The sequence below is a fragment of the Streptomyces sp. NPDC048419 genome, assembly GCF_043200415.1.
Lineage (GTDB): Bacteria > Actinomycetota > Actinomycetes > Streptomycetales > Streptomycetaceae > Streptomyces.
Map to the genome: position 1 here is coordinate 50,767 of NZ_JBICXT010000011.1, position 26,107 is coordinate 76,873.

At 69.7% G+C, this 26,107-nt stretch carries 16 protein-coding genes and 1 tRNA gene; 8 read left to right on the top strand and 9 right to left on the bottom strand.

Annotated features, from left to right (window positions below):
* Positions 1-134 precede the first annotated feature (134 nt).
* A complete protein-coding gene (locus ACGFYN_RS23125; protein ID WP_393867715.1) occupies positions 135-608 on the bottom strand; it encodes an NUDIX hydrolase in 474 nt (157 codons plus the stop codon).
* 181 nt (positions 609-789) lie between these two features.
* On the opposite strand from ACGFYN_RS23125, the gene ACGFYN_RS23130 reads away from it, so the two are divergent.
* Entirely contained in the window at positions 790-3,207 is a 2,418-nt protein-coding gene (locus tag ACGFYN_RS23130) for an MFS transporter (RefSeq protein WP_393867716.1), read from the top strand.
* A gap of 329 nt (positions 3,208-3,536) precedes the next feature.
* Positions 3,537-4,811: a M23 family metallopeptidase gene (locus ACGFYN_RS23135; protein ID WP_393867717.1), complete on the top strand. Its 1,275-nt coding sequence runs from the start codon at positions 3,537-3,539 to the stop codon at positions 4,809-4,811.
* Positions 4,812-5,622: 811 nt separating this feature from the next.
* Here ACGFYN_RS23135 and ACGFYN_RS23140 read toward each other — a convergent pair.
* Entirely contained in the window at positions 5,623-6,912 is a 1,290-nt protein-coding gene (locus ACGFYN_RS23140) for a hypothetical protein (protein WP_393867718.1), read from the bottom strand.
* Between the two features lie 810 nt (positions 6,913-7,722).
* Positions 7,723-8,748, bottom strand: a complete 1,026-nt coding sequence (locus tag ACGFYN_RS23145; RefSeq protein ID WP_393867719.1) for a hypothetical protein — start codon at positions 8,746-8,748, stop codon at positions 7,723-7,725.
* Positions 8,749-9,601: 853 nt separating this feature from the next.
* Here ACGFYN_RS23145 and ACGFYN_RS23150 point away from each other — a divergent pair.
* The 3 genes from ACGFYN_RS23150 (at position 9,602) to ACGFYN_RS23160 (ending at position 13,168) form a co-directional block, all read left to right on the top strand.
* The gene (locus tag ACGFYN_RS23150) at positions 9,602-10,141 is read left to right on the top strand and encodes a hypothetical protein (protein ID WP_393867720.1); all 540 of its coding nucleotides are present in this window, start codon (positions 9,602-9,604) and stop codon (positions 10,139-10,141) included.
* Positions 10,142-10,279: 138 nt separating this feature from the next.
* Positions 10,280-11,311, top strand: coding sequence for a hypothetical protein (locus ACGFYN_RS23155; protein WP_393867721.1), 1,032 nt, complete (start codon positions 10,280-10,282; stop codon positions 11,309-11,311).
* A gap of 444 nt (positions 11,312-11,755) precedes the next feature.
* On the top strand, positions 11,756-13,168 hold the full coding sequence (locus ACGFYN_RS23160; RefSeq protein ID WP_393867722.1) for a tyrosine-type recombinase/integrase: 1,413 nt from the start codon (positions 11,756-11,758) through the stop codon (positions 13,166-13,168).
* 134 nt (positions 13,169-13,302) lie between these two features.
* Here ACGFYN_RS23160 and ACGFYN_RS23165 read toward each other — a convergent pair.
* Positions 13,303-13,384: transfer RNA gene (locus ACGFYN_RS23165), tRNA-Tyr, on the bottom strand.
* Positions 13,385-13,619: 235 nt separating this feature from the next.
* On the opposite strand from ACGFYN_RS23165, the gene ACGFYN_RS23170 reads away from it, so the two are divergent.
* From ACGFYN_RS23170 to ACGFYN_RS23180, 3 genes are all read left to right on the top strand, one after another.
* Positions 13,620-14,108 (top strand): YajQ family cyclic di-GMP-binding protein, encoded by a 489-nt coding sequence (locus tag ACGFYN_RS23170; protein WP_393867723.1) that lies wholly within the window; start codon positions 13,620-13,622, stop codon positions 14,106-14,108.
* Between the two features lie 191 nt (positions 14,109-14,299).
* On the top strand, positions 14,300-14,740 hold the full coding sequence (locus ACGFYN_RS23175) for a hypothetical protein (protein WP_393867724.1): 441 nt from the start codon (positions 14,300-14,302) through the stop codon (positions 14,738-14,740).
* 3 nt (positions 14,741-14,743) lie between these two features.
* On the top strand, positions 14,744-16,780 hold the full coding sequence (locus ACGFYN_RS23180) for a CHAT domain-containing protein (RefSeq protein ID WP_393867725.1): 2,037 nt from the start codon (positions 14,744-14,746) through the stop codon (positions 16,778-16,780).
* Here ACGFYN_RS23180 and ACGFYN_RS23185 read toward each other — a convergent pair.
* From ACGFYN_RS23185 to ACGFYN_RS23205, 5 genes are all read right to left on the bottom strand, one after another.
* The gene (locus ACGFYN_RS23185; RefSeq protein ID WP_393867726.1) at positions 16,749-17,438 is read right to left on the bottom strand and encodes a hypothetical protein; all 690 of its coding nucleotides are present in this window, start codon (positions 17,436-17,438) and stop codon (positions 16,749-16,751) included. The two genes, ACGFYN_RS23180 and ACGFYN_RS23185, sit on opposite strands and share 32 nt — an antisense overlap.
* Complete coding sequence (locus tag ACGFYN_RS23190; protein ID WP_393867727.1) at positions 17,435-20,074, bottom strand: Hsp70 family protein; 2,640 nt, start codon at positions 20,072-20,074, stop codon at positions 17,435-17,437. The genes ACGFYN_RS23185 and ACGFYN_RS23190 overlap by 4 nt, the downstream gene beginning before the upstream one ends.
* 88 nt (positions 20,075-20,162) lie before the next feature.
* Positions 20,163-20,774, bottom strand: a complete 612-nt coding sequence (locus tag ACGFYN_RS23195) for a hypothetical protein (RefSeq protein ID WP_393867728.1) — start codon at positions 20,772-20,774, stop codon at positions 20,163-20,165.
* The gene (locus tag ACGFYN_RS23200; protein WP_393867729.1) at positions 20,758-21,201 is read right to left on the bottom strand and encodes a hypothetical protein; all 444 of its coding nucleotides are present in this window, start codon (positions 21,199-21,201) and stop codon (positions 20,758-20,760) included. The genes ACGFYN_RS23195 and ACGFYN_RS23200 overlap by 17 nt, the downstream gene beginning before the upstream one ends.
* Positions 21,202-21,255: 54 nt before the next feature.
* Positions 21,256-26,106 (bottom strand): hypothetical protein, encoded by a 4,851-nt coding sequence (locus ACGFYN_RS23205; protein ID WP_393867730.1) that lies wholly within the window; start codon positions 26,104-26,106, stop codon positions 21,256-21,258.
* Between the last annotated feature and the right edge of the window lies 1 nt (position 26,107).

The following is a 26,107-nucleotide window of genomic DNA, read 5'->3' on the forward strand; positions in this document are numbered from 1 at the left end:
ACGAGGCGGTCGCAGTCGTCTCGGTCAGACGAGGCGGTCGCAGTCGTCTCGGTCAGACGAGGCGGTCGCAGTCGTCTCGGTCAGACGAGGCGGTCGCAGTCGTCTCGGTCAGACGAGGCGGTCGGACGAGGCAGTCAGCCGATGTAGGGGAACGTCCGGGTCCAGTCCATCGCGTGGTCGATGCGCAGGCGCATGGTCGGATGGATGTCGAGGCCGGACAGGTCGTCCGCGGCGACCCAGCGGACGGCGGGGGTCTCGCTGCTCGTACGGAGTGCGCCGCCCGTGGGACGCGCCCGGAAGCAGATGCTGAACTGCTGGCGGCCCTCCCCGTCGTCGTAGCGCATGACGTGGCCGGGATCGGTGTAGACCCCGGAGAGGCCGACGACCTCGACGTCGACCCCGGTCTCCTCCCGGACCTCGCGCACCACCGTGTCGCTGATGGACTCCCCCACCTCGTGCCCGCCTCCCGGCAGTGCCCAACGGCCGTTGTCGGAGCGCTGGATCATGAGCACGTAACCCGCACCGTTCTGCACGAACGCCACCACGGGGGGCACCACCGAGTTCGCCGGCGGGGCGGCGGGGTCGTGCAGGTAGTCGATCCGTCCCATACCGGGCAAGGTACCCCGGTTTGCCCGGGGCATGGCGAAACGGACGGTGGCTCGCAGCGATCCGGAGGCGCCCCCTGACCCTCTTGCTTAAGTCAATCAACTGACTTAGCTTGGGGCTGTCGCGCGCGCCCGACGCCCGTGCGCCCATGCCCGACGCCCAATGCCCACGGAGGCCCGGCCCATGTCCCACGCACTTCCCCGACCCGCCGAAGACGACGGGGTGGTGACCGCGGCGCCGCGGGTCAATGCCGTCGTAGCGGTCCTGGCCTTCGGCGGGATCGTGGTCGCGCTGATGCAGACCCTGGTGATCCCGATCGTCCCGGAGCTGCCGAAGCTGCTGGACGCCCCCGCGTCCGACACGGCGTGGGCCGTCACCGCGACACTGCTGGCCGCCGCCGTGGCCGTCCCGATGATGGGGCGGCTGGGAGACATGTACGGCAAGCGCCGCATGCTGCTGGCCAGCCTGGTGCTGCTGATCGCCGGTTCGGTCACGGCCGCGTTCAGCGACTCGCTGACCCCGATGATCGTCGGGCGGGCGCTGCAGGGCACGGCCAGCGGCGTGATCCCGCTCGGCATCAGCATCATGCGCGACGAACTGCCCGCGGAACGGCTCGGCTCGGCCACCGCCCTGATGAGCGCCTCCCTCGGCGTCGGCGGCGCGCTCGGCCTGCCGGCGGCCGCGCTGATCGCCGACAACTTCGACTGGCACGTCTTGTTCTGGAGCTCGGCGGGGATGGGCGTCGTGGCGCTCCTGCTCGTCCTGTTCGTGGTGCCCGAGTCGAAGGTGCGCACGGGCGGACGCTTCGACTTCGTCGGCGGTATCGGGATGGCGGCCGGCCTGCTCTGCCTGCTGCTGCCGATCTCCAAGGGCGGTGACTGGGGCTGGGACAGCGGCACCACGCTCGGCCTGTTCGCCGCCTGCGTCGTCGTCCTGCTGCTGTGGGGCTGGTACGAACTGCGCACCGACCAGCCGCTGGTCGACCTGCGCACCACCGCCCGCCGCCAGGTGCTGGTCACCAACCTCGCCTCGATCGCGCTCGGCTTCGGCATGTTCGCGATGTCGCTGGTGCTTCCGCAGCTCCTGCAGTTGCCCGAGGCGACCGGCTACGGTCTCGGCAAGTCGCTGCTCACCGCCGGCCTGGTCATGGCCCCGTCCGGCCTGGTGATGATGGCCGTCGCGCCGATCTCCGCGGCCCTCTCCAAGGCCAAGGGCCCCAAGGCCAGCCTGATGCTCGGCTCCCTCATCGTGGCCGCCGGCTACGGCCTCAACATCGTGCTGATGTCCGAGGTCTGGCAGTTCGTGCTGGTGTCCTGCGTCATCGGCGCCGGCATCGGCTTCACCTACGGCGCCATGCCCGCCCTCATCATGGGCGCGGTGCCGCCGTCGCAGTCGGGCGCGGCCAACAGCCTCAACACCCTGATGCGGTCCATCGGCACGTCGACGGCGAGCGCCGTCGCCGGCGTCATCCTCTCCCAGATGACCACCGACCTCGGCGGGGTCGCGCTCCCCTCGGAGGACGGCTTCAAGACGGTCCTCGCGGTGGGCGGCGGCGCGGCACTGCTGGCGTTCGTGGTGGCTTCGTTCATTCCGCGGCATGGGATGGGGGTGGCTGCGGAGAGGAGTGAGGCCGGGGTCGGGAGCGGGATGGAGGCCGGGGCCGATGTCTCGGGGGGCGCTCGGGGGCGTGACGAGGCGAGCGGCGCGGGCGGTGGTGGGCTGTCCGAGACGGGGGCCGGGGTCCTGGCGGCTGGTGCCGGTGTGCCGGTGGCCGGTGAGGGCGTGCCGGTGACCGGTGAGGGCGTGCCGGTGACCGGTGAGGGCGTGCCGGTGACCGGCGGGGGCATCCCGGTGAGCGGTCGTGTGCTGGGGGCGGACCGCGTCCCCGTCGCCGCGGCCGCGGTCACGCTGATCTCGCTGGGCGGGAAGCAGCTGAGCCGGTCGGTCGCGCGGAACGACGGTTCGTACGGCGTCGACGCGCCCGCCGCGGGTTCGTACGTCCTGATCGCCTCCTCCGAGGGCTACCAGCCGCAGGCCTCGACGCTCGTCGTCGACGGCGGGCCGGTCTCGTACGACGTCCTGCTCAGCGGCACGAGCAGCCTCGCCGGGCTGGTGCGGTCCGCGGACAGCGGGACGCCGGTCGCCGATGCCGTGGTGATCGTGACCGATGTGCGCGGGGACGTGCTGTCCACCGGACGGACCGACGTACTGGGCGAGTTCACAGTCACCGACCTGGTCCCGGGAGCGGTCACGCTCGCCGTCAACTCCCCCAAGCACCGCCCGCTGGCGGTGCCCGTGGAGATCGGCGGCAGCGGCACCACGCGTATAGAGGTCGAGCTCCGGCCGGGCGCCCATGTGCGGGGCACGGTGCGCGGTGCGGGCGCGCCGCTGGGCGACGCGCGGGTCACCCTGGTCGACGCCGCGGGCAACGTCGTCGCCACGACGAGGACCGGGCACGACGGCGCCTACGCCTTCTCCGACCTGGACAGCGGCGCCTACACGGTCATCGCGACGGGCTACCCGCCCCAGGCGGCCACGGTGACGGTCTCGGACACCGCCACGGACGACCACGACATCGAACTGGCCCATAGCGGGGAGTAGTTCCGCCGTACGCCGCCGAGAACCCTCGAAGAACGAAGGGGCCCCCTTCTACTCTGCGTCTCCGCAGCGTGGAAGGGGGTCCCTTTCTCAGCGCGGCGGCGCCGGGATGCGGACGTATCCCGGTACGTCGAACCGGGGAAGGCTGAGTCGGCAGATCCCGCGGCCCGGAGACGGCCTGCCCACGATGCGGCTGGACGGGTGTAGTTCGGCACTTGTCTCCAGCGCCGTTCGCCCGGAGTGGCGCACCGCCGGATTACATGGGCCTGCGCCTCGGCGCGGGGTGCGCCGGCGTCCTTCACGGCCCCGGATCCGACGAACGAAAGAGCGCAATGGCAGAGCGCGACCCTCGCAAACGCACTGGCCGCAGCCCGCTACTTCACGGACTCGCCGCTGCCGTGCTCGCGGCCGGCATGCTGGTGGCCTCAGCGGGACCCGGATACGCGACCGGCGCGGCCGCTCCGGCGCCCGGCGCACAGTTCACGCCGTTGACGGCGGCGGTGTTGACCGAACCGACGCCGTTCGTCGCCACGGACGGCAGGACGCACCTCTCGTACGAACTGCTCACCACGAGCTCACTGCCCAGCAGCCTGCCGTTGCGGCTCGATCGTGTCGACGTCCAAGACGCCCGCACGCACCGGGTCGTCGGCTCGCTGAGCGGGCAGGCGCTGGCCGAGGCCGCCAATCCGGTGGGCGACCCCCTGCCGGGTGCGGACGGGTACACCCCGGCGCCCCCGCCGCCGACGCCGACCGTCATCCAGGGCTCCCAGAAGTGGATCATCTGGCTCGACCTGACCCTCGACCGCGGTCAGCGGGTGCCCAGGGTCCTCGAACACCACCTCTCCGGTGCCGTCCTGGCCCCCTCCGGCCCCTCCGCCTTCGAGGAGACGGTGCAGGCCACCCCGACCTCCGGCATCCCGCCGTTGAACCTGAGCCCGCCGGTCCGCCCCGGCGCCTGGTACGCCAGCGAGTCGTGCTGCGGCAACACCCACCACCGGCGCGGCCTCGGCCCGATCAACGGTCGCTTCGACGTTCCGCAGCGCTTCGCGATCGACTGGTACCGGGTCGGCGAGCAAGGGCAGACCTGGGAAGGCGACCCCACACAGCTCACCAGCTACCTGAGCTACCGTCAGCCGGTCGTGGCCGCGGCCGGCGGCAGAGTGGTGGAGGTGCAGGACGGGGTCCCGGACAACCCGCCGCCCGTCACGCCGCCCATCCCGCCGATCGAGGACACTGTCGGCAACCACGTCACCCTGGAAGTCGCACCGGGCCGCTATCTGCTCTACGCCCACCTGGAACCCGGATCGCTCAACGTCCGGGAGGGCGAGCGCGTCCGATCCGGCCAGGTCCTCGGGCTGATCGGCAACAGCGGCAACTCCACCACGCCGCACCTGCACTTCCAGGTGATGACCACGGCCGAGTTCTTCCCGACCGACAGCCCGCCGTTCACCTTCCGGCAGTTCCGCGTCCTCGGACAGGTCGAACCCCGGATCTGGGACGACAACCTGGGCCTGCAGCCGACCGGCGTGCTGCCGATCACGCCCTCGCCGTACGAGGGCCTTCACCGGGCGCGGTATCCGCTCGACCGCGAGGTGCTGGAGTTCTGACCGGACTCCGTCGGGCGGTGGCCGGTGGCCCGTGGCCGGTGGCCAGCCGCCGGCCACCGCAGCACAAGACTCGATGCTCCGTTCCGGGGGGCCCAGGAGCGTCCCCTGGGCCATCCCGCCACGTTCCGCCTGTCAGCCCGGCGCCGTAATCGGTGAACGGGCGGGATGTCGAGGCCCTGCTGTACAGCAGCCAGATACGGCAACCCCGACGAGCAGTGGTCTCGGAACGCCAAAAGAGTCTGTGATCAGCATTGCTGCTGGTCACAGACTCTTTTGGAACTGTGGCGGCGCCAGGATTCAGATTTACAGCGGGCTCCACCCACCGTATTCGACCTGCGGTGTCCCCTGCGACTAGCTTCGTCGGGGGACACCTGGGGGAAGTAGTGCGTAGACGCGAGCTCAGCGATCCGGCTCCGCAGACATGACCCCAGGAGCTGTGCACAACCTCGTCGGCCCGGCTGGCCGAGCTGCAGTCTGGCGGCGTAAGGCTGGGTTCATCCTCCACATTTTCTAGAGCGGCACGTCCGGCAGCAGGCCGCGCACCAGCAAATTCTCCGGCGAGGCCGGCCGGGACAACACGTCCACCGACGCGCACAACGCAGCCGGGCGGCTGCAAGGAGTCTGACAGGGCCCGCTGCCGGTACGGCTCGCCCCTCCGGATCCGCGTCCCAGGTTGGAACCTCGTCCGCGGTCAAATCATCACACCAGCCCAGACCGGGCGGCAGCGTCCGCCCCATGCACCACCAGCGAACCCGTTCATTATCACGTCACATGAACGACCGGCTGCAGTACTTGGCTTAGCAGCGAGAACCTACTTCAGCCAGCCTTCTTCCGTATTTAGATGAAACGTGACCCGATAGTTTTCTTGCAGCAGTTTCCAAATCTCGTTCCTGCCAGCCTTAACCGCTTCAATGAATTTCTCCATGTCACCACTTTGGAGACTATCGAGAATCGCTTTCCTCACTTCGTAGGGCAGGTTAATATCAACGTCCTTGTTCGAACAAAACTCGAATATCGACGCGGCGGCCCTTTCAGCTCTCGCAGCGTCCAGCGACTTCTGCTCCTTCGTCACCTCTCGATCAGCCTTACCCCCTGACCGTTCAGGCTGGGCTCCGCCTTCCGAGAATTGGGTCGCGGTCCCAAGGAACTCGTCACAAGTTTGGATCCAGTTAACGCTCTCCCCAATGTAATTTGCATTGAAGAACTTTATGACCTTTCGCCGGTATTCCGTGGACTGCCATGCATCGTCCAATGTTGCCGGAGGGGCACTGCTTACACTCACATCCTTTTTCGTGAAGCCGAGCAATTTTCTAACATCGCCCTCGACAAAACCGCTGCCAGGATGAAGATGAACGGTGATGGAACCGCGCGAGAACTTCTTACCTTTCGAGGTCTTCTCCAAATACCCGACGACCTCCCTCGGACCGAGCCATCCCAGATCAGCATCTCCTATGACCAGGAGCACCTCGCCGTTAGGCAATCTCTGCAAGTCAAACTGTACCTTCCCTCCCTGCGGCACTTTTTTCAGTTGAGCCTTATTTGATTCCTCAAGCTGCCGCCTACGCTCCGGCGTGATTGTGCCCGTGAAAGCAGGCCGCTTCTCCTCGATAGGAGCCACGGAAAAACGACGTGCACTCGAATCGCGTCGGCGAGATTCGTCGTATGAACTAACAAACTCCCGCTGTTCCTCCTTCTCCGTCTTCTTCTGCTCCTGCTCCTTCCGCTCAGGCGGCAGCCCCTGTTCCTCCTGTTCCTGCTTCAGCGTCTTCTTCCGCTCCTTCTCCTTCCGCTCAGGCTGCACCCCCTGCTGCTGGCCCGAGGCTAGAGCAGTAGGCATGTCGTCCCTCTTCGGGTCCAGCGGACCACCTTCTGCATCGTCGGGCGGTGGGCTAGGAAAGGCCAGCATGTCAGGAGGTGGTGGAGGAGGTAGCAAGGGCACCTCGGGCCCGTGGGTCAGCGCGAAGGCAACGGCTTGTTGCAGGGACGCTTCATCGGTTTCGACGTGCTCTTCGGGTACCCGCTTTTCTTCATCAGCTGTCCGCTGTTCTTCCTCAACCCGCTCGTCGCCTGAGGATTTCGGCCGCGGCGTCTCATCCGACATCGTCGTCCTCCTCGTCTTCAGCTGCTCGTGAACGGCGCCGCGCGTGTAGACGGTATCTCTGGGTCATGAAGCGATGTCCTACGCCGCCGGCTGCGTCGACCGCCATGCAGGCCCCGCCCATCCCTGCAACGTCCTCATCAGTTTCCGCCCAGCACTGACCACGCGCATCTCGACAGCTTCTGTCAACGCACACACCGGCCGTGCGCCTCCGCGGGGCTCCGCGCCGGTCCTCTCCCGACAGGCCGGGTGCCGGCTGTGGGCGGCACGTGTGGTTCCGTGGTGCTCGGTTCAGCCACCGGCTGCAACTCCCCAGCCGCCCCGAAATCAGAATGTGCTCCGGCGGCGGAGGCGGCATCAACGACAACCGCGGCGCAGCGACACTCGACGACCCAGTGGCCCGAGTAAAACTTCCCCCACGGTCGTCAGCGGAGTGGTAATTGGGTCGCTGTCACAATCGTGGCCGTGATGGCACGGAGTCGTCTTGACGGACCAGGTTACGCTACACGCTACCGGTGGGCGGAGTGCCCATATTCCCGGTGACGGTGAAAGCGATCGATACCCCCTGAGCTAGTGTCGATGGAAACGGTGGCCTGCGCGGGGACTGGCGGCGCGACAGCATTAGCCCTGGTGGCGACAGGGACGGTGAACGCGCCCACCAGGGCAAGGACACCGAAGGAGGCAGGAAGCCGCCGATGGGAGCGGCGCGATGTCCCGCGCCGGAAAATAGAAAATTTCATGGCTAAGGGACCGTGCCGGCCAGTGAGCACCGATCTTCGAGCCGCCATAGTCATTTCTGTCGCGTTCTGTGCGTTAGGAGCAGTTGACACAGTTGTCCGGAATGTTGTAAATGACTTGAGAGAAGGTGTTGAGCGTCACCGTGCCGCTGCTGTTGTTGATGCCGCCACCGCCGTTCCTCGCCCTGTTGAGGGTGACGAGGGACATATCCAACGTAATGTCGCCAGCGAAATTGTTGATGCCGCCGCCGTTGTCGGACGCGGTGTTGCGGGAAACGATGGATTTGTCGAGCGTCAGTTGACTGGAGCTGTTGTTGTCGATTCCGCCACCGTCTCCTGCCGAAGCCCTGTTGTTGGCGACCTGCGAGTGAGTGAGGGTCACCGTACCGCCCGACACGCTCGCGTTTTCAATTCCCCCACCGCTGACAGTTGCGGTGTTGCGGCGGATTAGTGAGTTGCTAACAGTCACTTCTCCGCCGAAATTATAAATACCGCCACCGAAGGCCGCCGTATTTCTGGTGATCAGGGAATTTTCGACCGCGAGGGAACCCGTATCGTAGACACCGCCGCCCTCGCCCTCTGCCGGTGTGGTATTACCGGTAATCTGCGAGTTTTTGACTACAAGCGAACCGCCGCTATAAATACCGCCACCCTTCGTTGCCGCGTTGCGGGTGATCCGGGAGGTATTAAGCGTGAGAGACCCCTTCGCGCCTACGGTGATGCCGCCCCCATTTCCCATGTTTGCCCCGTTTCTGATAATGAGATTGGATAGTTGCACTTTCGCGCCGGTGATAGTGATCACGGGACCCGCGTGACCAGCATCGAGTACTGCGCCTGGGGACCCTTGGATGTTTAGGTCACCCTTAATGGTGAAGGTGCCTTCACAGAACCCGGTGACGGTCAGGGTCGGTGTCGTTCCCGCGGCGTTTTCAATGGCGTCGTCAATCGCCGTCTGGAGAGAGTCGCCCCTATTACAGTCGACAACCGCGTCGGCGTGGGCGGGGGTCCCGCCGACGAGGCTGAGTCCTGTGACTGAGGCAGCGACCGTGACCGTGGCCAGTGCTCGCCGAATCTGTCCAATGAAAGCTCTGTGCAACGACATGATGCTCCTTCGCTTGACCGGGCTCATACGACCCGTCGTTCTGTGCAAGCTAAGGCCACGAGCTCTGGTGACGGGGCACAACATCAGCGGTGTCCCCGAAATGCGCGGCAGTGCTGACCGAGATGGCCGTCTAATGCCGCGTGAACAACGCTTCATGTCAATACAGCTGGACTAGACTTCCCGGTCCCGCGTCGGTGCCGGCCGCCGCTCTGCGGGCGTTCCGGCAGTGCCGGGCACCACGCGCTCGAACAGCTCCCACAAACCGTGCGGCACCTTCCGCTCACCAAGCGAAGCAGTCACCGCCCCAGATGCCGCAAGATCACACCAAATGAAAATCGTGAGCTGCGAAGAGCGACGGTCACATCCCAAGTGCTGGTCGTTGCGTTCGCTGTGACTTGACGGTGGCAACGGAGTGCCCGGACCAGGCACCGCTGGGCTCTGCTGACGCCGCGCATGCGGACATCCATGGCTGGCTGTGGGGGGCGACCCGAGCAGGGTACGAGCAGTTGCGAGACAGGTGGGCGGCGTCGATGCGGGCCGAGATGGTCACGGCGCTTGAGACGCGCTCGCTTGTCGCTCGATCAGCCGAGGTCTGATGGCTCTGCGCGTTGCCCGGTGGTGTCGTGGAAAGCACCGGATCCGGGAGGACGATCAGATGGGCCGCCGAAGTCGGGTGTACGCAATGGCAGGGCTACCGCTCGTCGCCGCGACCGCTCTCGGATGCTCCGGCGGATCGGGGCCGTCTCCCGTGCCGACAGGCCCCGCGGCGACGTCCGCACCCGCGACGAATACACCGGCCGGCGCTCCACTCAGCAGGGCCCAGCTTGACGCCGCACGCCTCGAGATCGGTGACATGCCGACCGGATACGCCCAGTCCAACAGCAGCAGCGACAGCTCAGATCTGAAGACGGACGATGTGATCTGCCAGCAGCTGCTGGACACCCTCCGCGCCCGCCACAGCACATTTGCATCGAAATCAGGTGACGCGGAGTTCGAGAAGTCCACGGCGGGCCCCTTCGTCGCAAGCAGCGTTGCCGTCTACACCGGAAGGAGGGCTAAGGACGCGATGGCCAACGTCCGAGACTTCGCCCAGAAGTGCTCGCAATTCACGTCAAAGGTGGACGGCACAGACGTCTCCTTCACTGCGGGCCTACTATCGATTCCCGCCTACGGCGACGAGAGCGCAGCAATGCGATTCACAGGGGCGGTCGACAGTGTGACCGTCGGAGTGAACTTCCTGTTGATTCGCGTCGGGAGTGCCATCACCGCGGTTGAAATTGCCGACCTGGGCACCCCGGACGCGGATCTCACGCAGCAGATGGCCGCTCGAGCAGCCGACAAGTTGCACCAGGTTGAGGCGGGGCAGACGCCTGCCCCGTCACCGCCCTCGTGACAACGGGCGATAGCGCATCGCGGCCCGACTGACATCGAAGCGCGGGGCAAGCAAGTCGATCGACCACGACGGCGTCCGTGGGGCCTGTCGGCCACTACCAAGCCCGCCGCAGGCGATCACCGGGGGCAGGACACCAGCGTGACGCGACCGGCGTACGGCTGCTTGGAATGGCCAGATTTTTCTGAGGCAAGCATGGGTCAGGCAAAAGGACCACCGCAGGCGAGTGAACTCGAGGCACCTCGCGGCTGGCAGCTGTTCCGCAGCGTCGACGTCCAGTCGGAGGGTTGGGAGTATCTGCTCTACAGCGACTCAATGCTCATAGGGGAAGAAGAGGGGTCGGTGGGACCCTTCAGATTCTTTCTCACCGGTGCTGCCGTCGGATCCCAGCCCACGGGACAGCTCATCCTTCGGATTCGACATGCTCACCCTAAGCCAGAACCTACCGGTGGCGAGTTTCCAGCCGTTGCTCTTAAGCGCCGGAAGTGGTGGCTCGGTCTAGACCCGGACGAGGAGATCGCGGCGCTGCCCAGCCTCGCTCTGGGGATCCGGCTACGCTCCGGCGGCCCCGTCCGCCGATTTCGCCCGACCGAAGATCCGGCTGGTGTGCCGCACATGTATAAGCATCATGCTCCTGGGCTTGTACCCGTTCGTCACGGCCGTGTCCAGTACCCCCAGGTCCTCGACGCCTCTTACCCTCTGGCAAATGGCCTTAATTTTCTCCATAAGTACCGTAGTCTCGGGGCTGCGGATGCCTTCGTCCTCGCCAAGGCGGCGCGACAATTTGCAGATGCATTGTGGATCGCCGACAGTGATCCAGAACAGGCGTGGCTGCGGCTGGTGACCGCATTGGAGGTGGTTGCTGTCCACGTACAGACCGAAGAGATCGATGCTACGCAGGCATTCGAAGATGCGTATCCGGCGGCAGCACACTCGATGAAGTCGCTGGAGGGCGGTGCTGATGCCCTACCGTTGATTGCCAAGGAGTTCGAGAGACTGTTAGGAGCCGGTCAACGGCTTCGGAAGTTTTTTAAATCTACCGCCCAGACCCACCGGAAGCCCGGCCCCAAGCGGTGCATCAAGGTGACTGGGCACAGCTCGACGGCGCCATCAAGAAGATCTATAACCACAGGTCGAATGTGCTGCACGAGGGAATGCCATTCCCTCCCATGATGTACGACTCCGTGGAACAGGATGCAACTGGTCGCCCAGAGCGTCCGGATAAAACTGCCACCTATGTTCAGGGCGGCGCTGCCTGGAATCCTGACGAGGTCCCTATCTACCTGTGGTTCTTTACCAACATTGTTCGAGAGACTCTCTTGAAATGGTGTCCTGAATCCGTGTCGTGATCAGGCTCGATTCTTGGTGTTGGTGCCATTCCATGCTGGAAGGCTCTGCGGAACCAGAGCGGTCCCCGCTGCCATCCCGTCCGCCGTCGTCCCACACACGCCCCAGCCACCCACGACCGGCACCCGCGAACGGCGCCCCTTGCCATCCCAGAGTCAGAGCGCCCCCGCCGGAGGCGTCGTCTGTGCGGATTATGGCTGACACCTACCTCATGCCCCCGGTTCTGTCCCGCCTCCCATGGAGGCGGGCCCCTTTCGTGCCTGGAGAGCCATGCCCCTCACGTACGACGTCCGCATCTACAGCATCGAGACCCGGCGCGACCGCCCAAAGCCCTACCGCGTCCGCTGGCTCGTCGGAGCCCAGAAGCACTCCAAGAGCTACACCGTCAAGGCCCAAGCCGACGGGCGGCGTTCGGAGCTGATGACCGCGCTCCGCAAAGGCGAGCAGTTCGACGCGGAAACGGGTCTCCCTGCCTCTGAGTTGCGCGCGCAGAACGGCTCTGTGACTTGGTACGAGCACACCCGCGCCTACGTCGACCGCAGATGGGACCGCCTCCCCGCCAAGTCCCGTCGCAACGACGCCGATTCACTCGCCACAATCACGCCCGCACTCATGAAGAGCACGGCCGGCCGGCCGTCGCCCCGCACACTCCGCACCGCTCTGTACGGATGGGCGTACAACAAGAGCCGTTGGGACCAGGAACCGCCCGCTGAAGTAGCAAGCGCTCTGCGCTGGGTGGAGAAGAATTCTCTGCCGGTGTCCGCGCTCGAAGATCCCGCCACGCTCCGTCTAGCGCTCGATGCCCTGTCGACGCTCCTGAACGGCTCCCCCGCCGCTGGGCGTACGGCTCGCCGCAAGCGAGCGTGCCTGAGCGACGTTCTCGGGCTCGCGGTCGAACGGCGATACTTCAGCGTCCCCGTGAACCCGCTGTCCACGTTGAAATGGACAGCGCCGAAGTCCGCGGAGGAAGTCGACCCGGCGAGCGTCGCCAACCCCCGTCAGGTCCGGGAGCTGCTCGCCGCCGTGCGCAGGCAGGGTGAACGGGGCGCTCATCTCGAAGCCTTCTTCGGATGCCTCTACAACGCGCTCACGCGCCCGGCTGAGGCGACTGGCCTGACCGCTTCGCAGTGCCACCTCCCGGAAGACGGATGGGGCCACATCACGCTCCGCGGCGGCATCGTGCACGCCGGCCACGCCTGGACCGACGACGACCGAGCACACCAGGACCGCCACCTGAAGGCGCGCGCTGAGCGCGACTCACGGGTAGTGCCGATCCCTCCTGTCTTCGTCGCCATGCTCAGGTCGCACATCGAGCGCTTCGGCACCGCTCCCGACGGTCGTCTGTTCCGCACCAGCCGGGGCGGCGTGATCCAGGACACGGGCTATGGCGAGGTCTGGGCAGCCGCTCGCGAAGAGGCGTTGTCGCCGCACGAATTCGAATCGCCTCTGGCACGGCGTGCGTACGACTTGAGGGCCGCTGGAGTCTCTCTCTTGGTCTATCTCGGGGTCGATCCCATGGAGGTCGCGCGTCGCGCCGGCCACTCGGTGGCCGTACTTCTTCGCGTTTACGCCAAGATCCTCGCGCAAGCGCAGGAGCGAGCGAACCGCCAGATCGAGGCTGGCCTGCGCGAATGGGACGGCGATGCCCCGTCCCCCGGGGGACGCCTGGGGGACACGCCCTGATCAGGGCTGGTGCGCACCCGGGACTAAGTGAGACAAGTCGCGCATTTCGCCCTCTGGTCGGTCTGGCGCCTTCGAACAAAAAGAGACCCCCTCCGAACTATGTTTCCGCAGTTCGGAGGGGGTCTCTCTTAGGGTGGCGGCGCCAGGATTCGAACCTGGGAAGGCTGAGCCGGCAGATTTACAGTCTGCTCCCTTTGGCCGCTCGGGCACACCGCCGGGGTTGCTGCCCGTTCGAACCGTCTTTCGGCGGTGCTCCGTGGCAACGACGTAAACGATACCCGATGCCGGGGGGTGCTTCGCCACCTGATTGATCTGCGCCCGCAGGACCGCGGGTGGCTAGGCTTGTGCGGATGCGGCCCGGGAGCACGCCGGGCTCGGCGCCGCCCCCACGTACGCCGATACGCACCCGTACGCACCCCCGTTTACGCACCGATACAAGGAGCCACAGGACATGGCCGACTCCAGTTTCGACATCGTCTCGAAGGTCGAGCGGCAGGAGGTCGACAACGCCCTCAACCAGACCGCCAAGGAGATCTCGCAGCGCTACGACTTCAAGGGCGTGGGCGCCTCGATCTCGTGGTCCGGCGAGAAGATCCTGCTGGAGGCGAACTCCGAGGACCGGGTCAAGGCCGTTCTCGACGTCTTCCAGTCCAAGCTGATCAAGCGCGGGATCTCGCTGAAGTCCCTGGACGCGGGCGAGCCCCAGCTCTCGGGCAAGGAGTACAAGATCTTCGCGTCGATCGAGGAGGGCATCTCCCAGGAGAACGCGAAGAAGGTCGCGAAGATCATCCGGGACGAGGGTCCCAAGGGCATCAAGGCGCAGGTGCAGGGCGAGGAGCTGCGGGTCAGCTCCAAGAGCCGGGACGACCTGCAGACCGTGATCGCCCTTCTGAAGGGCAAGGACTTCGACTTCGCGCTGCAGTTCGTGAACTACCGGTGACCGGCTGACCGCCTGCTCGATGAGGAGAGGGCGTGACGAGGGCGGTCGTCCTCGTCACGCCCTCTCCTCATTCGCCGTCAACTCCCGCGGCGGATCCCGGCAATTGGCGTGACCTGATGGCCCGTCGCCGATGGTGGTGCCACGCTGGTGAGGAACCTGATTCCGCTGCCCGTCGGGCATGGGAGGTAGTTGTGGCCACAGAGTCGGTCGGCACGTCGGCGTCGGGAAGAGACGGGGAGCTCACACTCGAGCTGGCGCTGTACGGGCCCGACCCGGCACCGGAGCAGCTCGCCGAACTGCGCCGGGCACTGACGGCCGCGGGGGCCGCCCGTGTCGAGCGCACGCACCTCACCGCTCCGGAATCGGACCAGCGCGTGGCCGAACTGGTCGAGGTCACCACGCTGTTGGTCGGCGCGGCGGGCAACGTCGTGGCGATCGTGGAGACGGTACGGGCATGGCTCGCCCGGCGTCGGGAGGCGGCCGCGCACAGGCCCACCGCGTCGGGGGCGGACGCCGCCGCACCGCGGGTGATCGTGACGCTGGACGGCGAGACGCTGGAACTCGTCGACCCGCCCGAGCGGGCCATGAACGAGGCGATCGCCCGTTTCTACGACCGACACCGGCAGGACTGAGCGATGACGGTCCTCCAGGTCCGGGTGTCGGAGCCGCGGCGCGGGCGCACCCAGTACTCGTACGAACTCAAGTCCGGTGACGGGTCCGTGCTCGGGCCGCTGGAGCAGGAGCACACCGTCGATGTGAGCCAGGACCTGGTCAAGGACCTGTGCATGGAGATCGACGAGGTGCTCAAGAGCACGGACGCCGCGGCCGCCACGGAACTGCGCGAGAGCCTGGCGAGGCTGGGCAGTCTGCTCTACGACGCGCTCTTTCCGCAGGCCGGCCAGCCCGAGCTGATGCGGCGGCTGCGCGAGTCGACCGGGCCGCTGCTGGTGCAGAGCAACGAGGTGCTCATCCCGTGGGAACTCCTGCACGACGAGGGCGACTTCCTCGGGCTGCGGCATGACATGGGACGCCGGGCGAAGGTCGACCGTCCGGTGGTGACCGGACGCAGCATCGACCAGGTGCGCAGGGCGCTCGTCGTCGGCGACACCCTGGGGGATCTGGCCTCCGCGCGGGAGGAGACCGAGCGGATCAGCGCGTGGCTGAGTGAGAACGGGGTGGCGTGCACGGTGCTGACCGGCCGCGAGGCCACCCTGTCGAGGGTCGTCGGGGAGCTGGCGCGCGAGCAGCGGCCGTACGACCTCTTCCACTACTCGGGGCATGTATCCGGGGTGCCGGACGCGGCCGGGCTGATGGTGCACGACCGCAAGTTCATCGGGATGGACGCGCTCCAGCCGCTGGCTCGCAGGGGCGCGCCGCCCGTCGTCTTCATCAACGGCTGCGCCTCGGCGGACCCGATGCTCGACTCGGCGCCGCGGGCGCAGGCGGAGGCGGCGCAGACCATGAACGCCTGCATGGCCTTCATGGTCGTCGGCGCGAAGACGGTCGTCGGTACGCGTACGGCGGTCGGGGACGCCGGGGCGCTGCGCTTCGCCGAGGCGTTCTACGGGCAGCTGCGCGACCACATGGCGGCGGGCACGGCGGTGCGCAGGGCGCGGGCCCTGCTGGCGGAGCAGTCGGAGGGGGCGTGGGCGTCGTTCGTGCTGTACGGCGATCCAGGCGTCCGGATCACCACCACCGCGGAGCCCGAACCGATCCGTCGCGACGACCGGAAGAAGGCCGAGCCGGGGCGGCCGGGGTTCTCCGCGGAGGCGACCGGGCTGCTGCGGCGGACCAGGCGGTTCGGCTCGGTGCGCGGGATCGTCACGTCGGTCGACCTGCTGACCGCGCTGCTGGAGACGGAGAAGGTGCGGGAGCGGGCCGCGGCGCGGATCGGGGCGAAGCGGCTCCAGCTGCTGACCGAGGTGCTGCGGCAGCTGCAGAGCCATACGCCGGCCGCCGGTGACACGGGGTCGTTCCACACGGGCTCGTACGGCATGAACGGCACGAACGGCACGAAGGTCGGGGCAGGCCCGAAGCCGGACGGCGGCGGCATCGTCCTGTCCGACACCGTCGAGCGGGTGCTGGAGGGGGCCGAGGCGGCCGTGGTGCGCGACGGGCGCTCTGCGGTCGGGGTGGACGACATCTCGACGGCGTTCCTGGAGACGGGGGGCGGCAGTTGTGCGGAGCTGCTCCAGCTCTTCGGGATCCGGCCGGACCGGCTGCTGTCGCCGACGGTCGAGCGGCGGGGACCGCAGACGGGCGACGACGTCTTCAGCCTGGACGGGCTCTCCCCTGCGGTGGCGACGGCGGTGCGGTGCGCGCGGCTGCTGGCGGCGGTGAAGGGCGAGAAGATCAGTACGTACCTGCTGTTGCAGGCCTTCGCGATGACCGGCAGCGAGGTGCTGCAGGAGGCGCTGGCGGAGCAGGGCGAGGAGGGGACGGACGCGTATCACACGCTGGCGCCGCTCGGCGGGGCCCGGCCCCGGGACTTCTCCCGGCGCACCCTGGCCCGGCTGGAGCAGACGATCGCGGAGGCGGACGGCCCCGTCGGCGAGGAGGCGCTGCTGATCGCGCTCCTCACCGAGGAGGACGCCTCGGCCCGACGCCTGCTGCAGAAACTGGGCGTCGAGCCGGAACTGCTCATTCAGGCACTGCGGAATCCACTGGGCTGACGGGGTCGGGCGCGGGCGCCGGCTCGGCGGGCGCCGGCTGGACGGGCGCCGGCTCGGCGGGCGTCGGCTGGGCAGGGTCCGGCTCGGCGGAGACCGGCTCGGCGGAGACCGGCTGGGCGGGCGTCGGCTGGGCGGGGTTCAGCTCGGCGGAGGCCGGCTCAACAGGCACCGACTCGGCCGTCGGCGGCTCTGCGGATGCCGACCGGGAGGGCGCCGGCTGGGCGGACATCGGCGCCGCGGGCTGCGACTGGGCAGGGACCGGTGCTGCAGGCGCCGGTTGGCGCGGCTCGTCCGCGGGCCCGCTCGCCGACGTCAGGTGTGCGATGCCCTGGTGGGCCACCGGGTCGTTCGGGTTTCGGGTCAGGGCGAGGTGCCAGTGGTGGTGGGCCTCGGTGGGGGCGCCGAGGTGGTAGCAGGCCAGCGCCAGGGCGTTGTGGGCCTCCATGTCGTCCGGGTACCAGTGGACGATGGCGGCGAACCGGTCGCGGGCGGTGGCGTGGTCACCGGAACGGGCGGCGGCCAGGCCCTCGTTGAACAGGCGCGCCGCGTGGGCCGACAGCCGGACGTACGCCTGGAGCGGGGTGCCGCAGCGGCGGCAGCTGCCGGCCGTGGGTTCGTTCTCGGCACGGCAGCGGGCGATGGGGCAGACGACCGTCACCGCAGCCCACCGCCCGAGTACGACTCGCCGGTGACGATCGGGATGCCGACCTCGTCCGCACCGCCGTCGCCGAGGAGCAGGCGCGCGAGGTGACGCAGCCGCGCCATCAGCTTCCCGGCCTCCTGCATCACCCGCTCGGGGTCGGTCGCCAGTGACGGCGCCAGCTGCTCCAGCTTGTACCGGATCTCTTCCAGCTCCCGCTGCTCCGTCGTCCTGCCGGTACCGGCGGCCACCCGCAGCAGTTCCTGGCTCCCCTGCATTCCGGCCCGCACCAGCTCCTCCGCCCGCACCGCGGGGGTCAGCTCCGGGGCCGACTCGGTCCGCATCAGCTGCTCCAGGTACCGGTACATCCGGTGCAGCTGCTGGATGACCTCGCCGTACGCCCGCTGGTCGCTGTTGGCCCAGGCCCGCTCACCGCGCTGCCGCTGGTCCTCGATGGTGCGGGACATCTCGGGCGCGTCGAAGGTCTTGCCCTGCGGTACGCCGTTCTGGACGAGGTACGCGTGCAGGCTCTGGCATGCCTCGACCAGGTCGTCGAAGTCCTGCTTGGGCGGTTCGAGGCCGCGGGAGTGCTGGGTGGTCACGGAGTCCGCGAGCTGCTGGAGTTCCTGGAACTCGTGCACGGCCGAGGACACGTCACCGCTGCCGCGTGCCTCCTCGAAGGCCTTGCGCACCATGGTCCACTTCGTACGGGCGATGGTCTGCGGTCCGGCCGGGAGGTAGCCGGCGTTCTCCTCGAAGCCCCGGTACAGCGCGTCGATCTCCGTCTGCTCGGGCATCGGGCGCTCGTCGGGCAGCTCCACCGGCACGTCGAAGGACGTCTCGCCGATGGTGCCGCGCACGGTGATCGCGGCGTTCTCATGCATCGCCACGTTCAGCTGGATCAGGGTGCCGCGCGGTGTGGACGACGGCACCTCCACGGTGATCACCTGGATCGGCGTGCTCTGCTGGAACAGCCGCAGTTCGACCCGCTCCTTGCCGGGGTGCGTGAACTCGAAGTCCCGTTCGTACGGCAGCTGTTGCATCGCCGGCACCAGCCCGACCCGGTCCGTGCTGCCGTCCCCCAGAGCGACCTCCAGCTTCACGGCCTTGGCGTTGAGCGCGGCGCCGCCGGTGCCGCCGGTGGGCCGCTGCTCGCCCGAGCTGTGCGCCATCGGACGGCCGGCGACGGCGCGCAGGTCGCCGTAGGCGTCGTACACCTCGAAGGCGAGCTGGGTCTCGGCGTCCGGCTGCACGGGTACGTCCTGGAAGGCGAAGGTGCCGTCCGCAAGGAGGTCGGTCTCGTCCTCGAAGCCCGGGGTGGTCAGCCGGACCTGTCCGTCGGTGAGGTCAAGCCCCTCGACGAGTGCCTGGACGGTGCCGCCGACGGAGGTCTCGGCGCGGCCGGTGGCGGCGCTGCCGTGGAAGGAGACCCGGACCGTGCGCTGCTCGTCGTAGACGGCGAGTCCGCCGACGGCCGCCGCGCGGACCGCCGCGCCCAGCGCGACCACGGTGTCGACCTGCTCGTACACCGGCTCCGCGCAGGCGGCGCGGACCTGCCGCGGCGAGTCGGGGGCGGCCGGGCCGCACAGTTCGCGGGTCACCATCTCCCGCACCAGCGGCATATGAGTGGAGCCGCCGGCCAGGATGATGTGGTCGACGTCGGCGAGGGTGATGCCGGCGCGCTCCTCGGCGCGGCCGATCGCCTCGTCGCAGTAGGTGAAGGTGCGCTCGATGAGGGGTCCGGCGACCGCGTCGAGTTCAGCGCGCTCCAGGAGTGCCTCGACGACGACCGGGTCGCCCTGCTGGTCGATGAGCCGGCCCGCGTCCCGCAGCACGAACTCGGTGCGGTCGGTCAGTGCCTTCTTGGCGCCCTCGGCGAGCATCTTCAACTGGCTGAAGCGCAGCGCGTCCTCGGGATCCCGCTCGGGGTCGAGATCGAGGGCGTAGCCGTCGCGCCGCAGCATCTCCTGGAGGTGGCGGGCGAGGGCCGTGTCAATGTCGTCGCCGCCGAGCCGGTTGTTGCCGCTGATGCCGAGCACCTCGAAGGTGCCCGCGGTGCAGGGCAGCACGCTGACGTCGAAGGTGCCGCCGCCGAGGTCGTAGACGAGGAAGGTGCCGTTCTGGGTGGCGGTGCGCCAGCAGTAGTGGCTGGCGGCGGCGGTCGGTTCGTGCAGCAGTCCGAGCACTTCAAGGCCGGCCTGCTCGGCGGCCTCCCGGGTGGCGTCGATCTGCGGCTGGTCGAAGTACGCCGGCACGGTCACCACGGCGCGGTCCACGATCCAGCGCGCGGTCGGTGTGTCGAAGGCGGCGACGTCGGCCTCGATCTGCTGCTTCATCTCGCGCAGGATGGCGGCGGACACCTGCGGCGGGGAGAGTTCCTCGCTCCCGAGACGGGCCGTCCCGCGCGTGCCCATCAGCCTTTTCACCGAGGTGACCGGTTCTGGGGTGCTGCCCTTCCTGGCGAACGCCTTGCGGCCGACGACGAGTTCACCGCCGCTCGGGGCGCGCCAGACGCAACTGGGCGTGGTGGCGGACTTGGTGACCGGGTCGCGGTGCAGGACGATCTCGCTGTCGGCGGGATTCATGACCGCGACCGCGCTGTTGGTGGTGCCCAGGTCGATCCCGACGGCCTTGCTGACGATCTGCTGCGTCATACCCTCGTGTCCGTTTCTTCGCGTTCTTCGCGCGTCGTGTGCGGTGTGTGCCGGGTGCGGCGTGTGCCGGGTGCGGCGTGTGCCGGGTCTACGGCGCTTCCGGTTCGGGGCAGCCCATGACCACCCGGGCTCGCCGGACGACCTTGTCGTCGTCCGTCCCGTCGTCCTCGCGGCCGTGGTGGAACACGGCCGGCTCGATGGTCTGCGCCACCACCTCGGCGGTGAACTGGGGGCCGCTGCGCCAGTGGACGACGTCCGCCCACTCCGCCACCTCGTCGTGGCCGCGGCCCAGCGGGTCGCGCACCTCGATGCCGCGCTGCCGCAGCTCTTCGAGCATCTGGTTCTTCAGGACGCGCAGCAGGTCGTGCAGGCGTTTGTTGCCACCCTCCACCAGCGGCGCCTCGGCGCGGGCCAGCTGCAGCTCCAACTGGCCTGTGAGGGCGGCCAGTTCGTAGAGGGTGCCGAGGACGGCGGCCGCCTCCTGCGCGGCTCTGCCGCGGTCCTTGGCCAGGTCGTCGCGGGAGCGCTGGAGCACTCCGGCCAGTTCGTGCGAAAGGTGGACGGCCTGGCCGAGCCCCTCGGGGACCGGGCGTTCGACGAACGCGTCCCAGCCCGGTGGCCCGGTGGGCTCCACCGTCGCGGGGTCCGGCCGTCCGCCGGTCTCCTGCTCGGCCGAAGTCGGGTCAGCCGAAGAGGACATCGCCCACCTCCAGGTCGGGTTCCGGGTCGCCGGCCACCGGCGACCGGTCCTCCAGGACGGCGTGGGTGCCGTCCGGAAGGGGCCGCAGCAGTTCCCGCAGGACTCTGCGTACGGCCTCGGTGACGTCGAAGTCGTCCGGGCCGAGCGGCTGTGCCCGCGGGCCGGCCGGGACGGCGCGGTGCCGGCGGGCGAACTTGTCCCAGCGCCGGCCCCGGTAGTCGGTGCCCGGCGGTTCGGTGAGCGCGTGGCGTTGCCGGGTGAGCTCGTTGCCGATGAGCTCGCGCATGGCCCAGTCGTACAGTTCGCGCTCCGCCTCCGGCGCGGTCTTCAGGCCGTCCTCGCCGCGTTCCACGATGGTCTGCCGGTCGGCGTCGACCGGCAGTGCCAGTACGTGGAAGGGGTTGGGCCTGCGTGATGCCGCCGTCATGGCCGCATCCCAAGGCCGCCGGGCCCGTACAAGTCCCCGGCGCGGGGCGGGGGTTCAGTAGTCGCCATAGTGGCCGAGCCTCCTGATGATGTCCTCGGCGGCGGACAGGTTGTCCCGGGCCGCCGTCAGATCGGGGTCGATGCGCAGGGCCTCGCGGAAGTGGTGCATCGCGGTGCGGACGTTGGCGGTCTCCTCGCGCAGGGTCGGCCCGAAGCCGCTGCCGGGGAGGTTCCCGATGCGGTCCATCGCCTGCTCGACGAGGGTGACGCCCTGCGCATTGCGCGACCTGGCGACATCCTTCAGGGCCTGCTCGGCGTCCTGGCGCAGCTTGCCGTCCACCGCACGCATGGCGCCGGCGATGCCCCGGGCGTCATGGATACGGGCCTCGGCCTCGCCGAACCGGCTCTGCCGCATGTCGACGTAGCCCTGGTTGATCAGGGTGGTGGCCCGCATGGTGTCGAGGAGGTCCTGGGTGGACGCGTTCCGCGGGATCCGGTCCAGCTCGGCCAGGGCGCGTTCGTAGCGCTTGGCGCGGATGTGCTCCAGCGCCTTGCCGAACAGAGCCTCCCTGCGGGCCTGTTCGAGCAGTTTGTCGACGCTGGGGTTGGCGGGGTCCCATGCCTTGGCCCGCTCCAGGAGCCGGACGCTGTCCTCGGTCGACCTCTCCAGCAGGCCGCGGTCGACGAAGTGCATGCCGAGCGCCTGGTTCTCGCGCGCGTACGGGCGCCCCTCGGTGGAGCGCTCGGCCAGCAGATCGGCGGTACGGGCGGCCTTGCGTGCCACCTCGCGCATCCGGTCCCGCTCGTCGAGTTCGTACAGGCGGGTCTGCCACCTGTTGTGCCACTCCAGCACGGTGCACAGCACGGAGGTCGGCGCGAAGCCCTGCCGGACGGCGGTGTTGAGCATCTCGATGCCCGCCTCGTAGTCGCCGTCGATGCCGCGCGGGAGCCGCTTCAGGGCCGCGGGGTCGTCGACGCGCCGGGTCGCGGTGCGCACCAGCTCGGTGGCCCATTCGTCCAGCAGGACGCCGGCCCGCGCGGCGATCTGGGCGAACAGCTCCTCGTCGACGTCGGCCGGGGCGACGAAGCCGAGCGGCCCGTCGGCGAGCAGCCCGCGGACGGCGGTGGGACCGTCCCGTACGGCTTCCAGGCAGCGCAGATGCATCCGGGCGGCCTTCTCCTCCTGCCGGTCCAGGCAGCGCGCGCCGTGGGTGCGGTGCAACTCCAGCAGCTCGTCGGCGAGTTCCCTGCGCAGCTGGGCGATGTCCGCGTCGGGCGTGCCTGTCTCCTGCCAGAAGCCGGGGTGAGCCAGCAGCAGGGTCCACAGGGCGGTCGCGGAGACCAGTTCGGGTCCGGCGGTCCCGGTGCGGGCCACGGCGCCGAGGGCCGCCTCCCGGTAGACCGCGGCGAAGACGTGCGCCAGCGGGATGTCCTGGCCGTGGTTGCCGAGGCAGCGGTCCAACTCGCTTACGGTGACCGGCTCGTCGTCCTCCCCCAGGGCCCTCCACAGCGCCGGGCGGCCGGCCGCGAGGTCCTCGAGCAGGCGGTAGCGTCCCCGGCGTTCGAGGCCCGCGACCGCGTCGGGCAACAAGACCGCGAGGAGGGCGTCGACGCGGTCGTCCCGCTCCAGGGCCGCCGTCTCGGCGTGCACGGGGTCGTCCGCGGGCAGCAGCGGGGCCGCCTTGCGCAGCAGTTCCAGCGCGCCGGTCCGGTCCCCGTCCGCGTACGCCGCCACCGCTCGATGGCAGAGATAGGCGCCGTACTCCTCGCCCGCCTCGGGCGCCTGCAGCAGCGCCCGCCGCCACAGGTCCCCGGCGGTGTCGTGGTCGCCGACGACCGCGGCACACCGCACCAGGGTCAGCAGGGCGGCGCCGTCGGCGTCCGCCGCGTCGGCGGCCTGCCGTCGTACGGCGGCCCTGAGCGCGTCGGCCGAGCCGCCGCCCCGCTTGCCCCGCGCCACCCGGGCGCACAGGGCGGGCAGGGCGCGGCCCAGGTCCACGAGCCCCGCCACGTCGTGCTCGGCCAGGGCCCGGGTGAGGACGTCGGCGGCCCGCGGCGCGTCGGTGCGTACGAGTCCGGCGGCCCGGGCGACGAGCAACGGCGCCGCGAGCCCCGGCACACCGTCGGCAGGCGGTTCCCCGTCGGGCGGGTCCCCCTCCAGCGCCGCGGCGAGGAAGCCGGCGACCCGCCGGGCCCGCGCCTCCTCGGGGCCTGCGCCGTCATCCGGCGTACGGGGCGGGACGACCTGCCCGGCGAGCGGCGTGGCGGAGGGGACGCGACCGTCCCTGTCCGCCGGCGCTTCGGACCTTGCGGATCCGTTGCCACTCACCGGAGCGGATTCGTTGCCACCCACCGGAGCGGATTCGTTGCCACCCACCGGAGCGGATTCGTTGCCACCCACCGAAGCGGATTCGTTGCCACCCACCGGAGCGGATCCGTTGCCACCCACCGAAGCGTCCTCCCGTACCCGCACGGCCCGTTCCGTCCGGCCGTTCAGGGGCGGGGGCCCGCTCGCATGGTCCGCCGCGGCCGCCCGCAGCAGGCGTACGGCCGCGTCGTGGCGGCCGGTTGCGAGTGCGGGCAGGGCCGCCTCCAGGGCGAGGACCGGATCGACTCCGGCCTGGTCCGCGGTGTCCGGCTCCACTCCCGTGGACAGCGCGGCGAGGCGGGCCGTGGTCAGGGCCGCGCGACGGACCTCGGGGACGGGGTGCAGCTCGGCCAAGTGGGCGAGCGCCGCGGCCAGTTCCGACCTGGTGTCCGGGTCGGCGGCCAGGGCGCGGCTGCGGGCCAGGGCGGCGGCGAGCGGCCCGGCCTGGCCACGGCCGGTCCACTCCGTCAGCGCCTCCGCCAGGACCGGCTCGACGTGCTGGGGTTCGGCCAGCAGCTGGGAGAAGCCGAGGAGCCGGCCGGTGCGTGCCCGGTGCCGTACGGCCCGCCAGGGCGAGGGGCCGGTGCCGGGGCGGGCGGCGCGCTCGGCCAGCAGGCGGGCGGCCCGGGACAGCGCCGGGGCCTCGTCGGGCACCGGTGGCAGGGCGTCAGCCCCGGTGACCGCCGCGTCGGTGAGCCGGGCCGCCGCCTGCTCCGCGTACCGCACGGCCTCGTCCGCCCGGCCGGCCGCCCAGTACACGGCGGCCTGCCGCAGCCCGAGCACCCCGGCGGCGTGCCGGGCCCGGGGCAGGCCGCGCCGCACCAGAGCGGTCAGCCGTTCTCCGGCGGCATCGTTCCTGCCCTCGAGCATCTCCGCCTGCGCCCGCAGGAGTTCCGCCTTACGGCCTCGTACGCCGTGCAGCAGTGCCGTCACGTCCGCGGTGCGGCCGGCCCGCAGCTCCAGCACCGCCAGGAGCACCCCGGCCCGGTCGCGGCCCCGGTCGCGCGCCGTGTGGAGCAGTTCGCGGGCCCGCTCCGGGTCCCCGGGCAGGGCCAGCACACCGTGCCACAGCAGGCGTTCGGCGTGCGGGAGCCGTCTGAACAGCGGCAGCCAGGTGAGCCGCTGGGCGGCCTCCGGGCGCCCGCGCGCGATCTCGACGCCGAGCATCGTGCGCAACGCCTCAAGCAGGTACGGCAGTCCGGCGCCCCGCGTGTCCAGCCCGTCCCACTCGGGCAGGGCGGGCGGCCGCCATCCGGCGGTCATGCGCAGCCGCGCCTGCGCGAGCGGGGCGAGCCCTCCGGCTTCGGCGGCGAGCTCGGCGGAACGGTCGCCGGGCAGCGCCAGGTCGGGGTCGGCGTCGAGCAGCAGGCAGACCAGGGCCCAGCCGCCGGGCCGGCCCAGCCGGTCGAGGCAGCGCTCGGCGGCCGCGTCCGGCTCCCCGCCGAGCAGCTGCGCCCAGGCCGCGTGGTAGGCGATGTCGGCCCGCCCGGGCAGCCTCTCGGCCAGCGGCACCAGGTGCTGCCGGGCGCGCACATGGTCGCCCTCCAGCAGATACGCCCGCCCGAGCGCGTACGGGTGCCAGGGCCCGGTGTCGGGGCCGTGCTCGGTCGCGGCGAGCAGACCGGCCGTCAGCGGGGGCGGCACCTGGTCGCCGGCCGCGCCGGGTACCTCCTCCAGCCAGGCCAGCATCCGGCACAGGTCGAGCAGTTGGGCCGCGCGCGGGGTGAGCAGGTGGCCCCGGCCCGCCGCCGCGCCGGCCGCCCGGGTGAACTCGCCGGAGTGCAGCCGCGCGGACAGCAGTCCGTGCAGCGCCGACGCGTCGTTCGGGTCGGCCCGCAGGGCTGTCTCGAAGCGCTCCGCGGCCTCGGCCGGCCGGTCGTGCAGCAGCAGTTCGCCGTAGCCGAGTGTCCGCTCGACGCCGGGCAGGGGGCGAGTGGCCGCAAGCCGCCGGGCCAGCTCCTCCGCGCGCCCGATCCGTTGCGCCGGGTCGGCGAAACCCGCCGCGAGCAGTCCCACGACCTGGTCGACCACCTCCTGCGGCGGCCGTGCGTGGCGGGCCAGCAGGTCGGCGTACACATCGAGTGGGGCGTCGCCGTCCGCGCCCCAGCGGGCGAGCGTGGCCGCTGCGCCGACGCGGGCCTCCTCGAAGGCTCGGTCGGAACGGTAGAGCCGCGTCAGCAGGTCCTCGGCCCACCGCCGGTCACCGGAGCGGTCGCGGGCCGCGACCGCTCCGGCCAGCGGGAACCAGGACTGCTGGAGTCCGGTCTGTGCGGTGCCGGCCATGCTCGCGCCGAGGTCCCGCAGCCGGTCGAGGTCGGCCTCCTCGAGCAACGGCAGGAACGGGCCGTTCAGCAGGGACTCCTGGAACGACAGCCATAAGCCGGCCGTCTGCTCCGGCCGCTCCTCGAAGCGCGGCAGCAGTTCGCGCAGCCGGGTCAGTCCCCGGCCGGCGTCGCTGTCGGCGAGGCCGGCCGCCCAGGCGTTCTCCAGCCGTCCCAGGAAGGTGAGGTTGTTGCGGACCGACCGCTGCGGCTGCATC

What these genes read in the sequence shown, in the direction of transcription:
- ACGFYN_RS23145 (WP_393867719.1), bottom strand. Translation starts at nt 8,748, where the DNA reads ATGTCGTTGCACAGAGCTTTCATTGGACAGATTCGGCGAGCACTGGCC.
- ACGFYN_RS23160 (WP_393867722.1), top strand. Translation starts at nt 11,756, where the DNA reads ATGCCCCTCACGTACGACGTCCGCATCTACAGCATCGAGACCCGGCGC.
- ACGFYN_RS23205 (WP_393867730.1), bottom strand. Translation starts at nt 26,106, where the DNA reads ATGCAGCCGCAGCGGTCGGTCCGCAACAACCTCACCTTCCTGGGACGG.
- ACGFYN_RS23180 (WP_393867725.1), top strand. Translation starts at nt 14,744, where the DNA reads ATGACGGTCCTCCAGGTCCGGGTGTCGGAGCCGCGGCGCGGGCGCACC.
- ACGFYN_RS23170 (WP_393867723.1), top strand. Translation starts at nt 13,620, where the DNA reads ATGGCCGACTCCAGTTTCGACATCGTCTCGAAGGTCGAGCGGCAGGAG.
- ACGFYN_RS23125 (WP_393867715.1), bottom strand. Translation starts at nt 608, where the DNA reads ATGGGACGGATCGACTACCTGCACGACCCCGCCGCCCCGCCGGCGAAC.
- ACGFYN_RS23140 (WP_393867718.1), bottom strand. Translation starts at nt 6,912, where the DNA reads ATGTCGGATGAGACGCCGCGGCCGAAATCCTCAGGCGACGAGCGGGTT.
- ACGFYN_RS23195 (WP_393867728.1), bottom strand. Translation starts at nt 20,774, where the DNA reads ATGTCCTCTTCGGCTGACCCGACTTCGGCCGAGCAGGAGACCGGCGGA.
- ACGFYN_RS23200 (WP_393867729.1), bottom strand. Translation starts at nt 21,201, where the DNA reads ATGACGGCGGCATCACGCAGGCCCAACCCCTTCCACGTACTGGCACTG.
- ACGFYN_RS23150 (WP_393867720.1), top strand. Translation starts at nt 9,602, where the DNA reads ATGCCGACCGGATACGCCCAGTCCAACAGCAGCAGCGACAGCTCAGAT.
- ACGFYN_RS23135 (WP_393867717.1), top strand. Translation starts at nt 3,537, where the DNA reads ATGGCAGAGCGCGACCCTCGCAAACGCACTGGCCGCAGCCCGCTACTT.
- ACGFYN_RS23130 (WP_393867716.1), top strand. Translation starts at nt 790, where the DNA reads ATGTCCCACGCACTTCCCCGACCCGCCGAAGACGACGGGGTGGTGACC.
- ACGFYN_RS23190 (WP_393867727.1), bottom strand. Translation starts at nt 20,074, where the DNA reads ATGACGCAGCAGATCGTCAGCAAGGCCGTCGGGATCGACCTGGGCACC.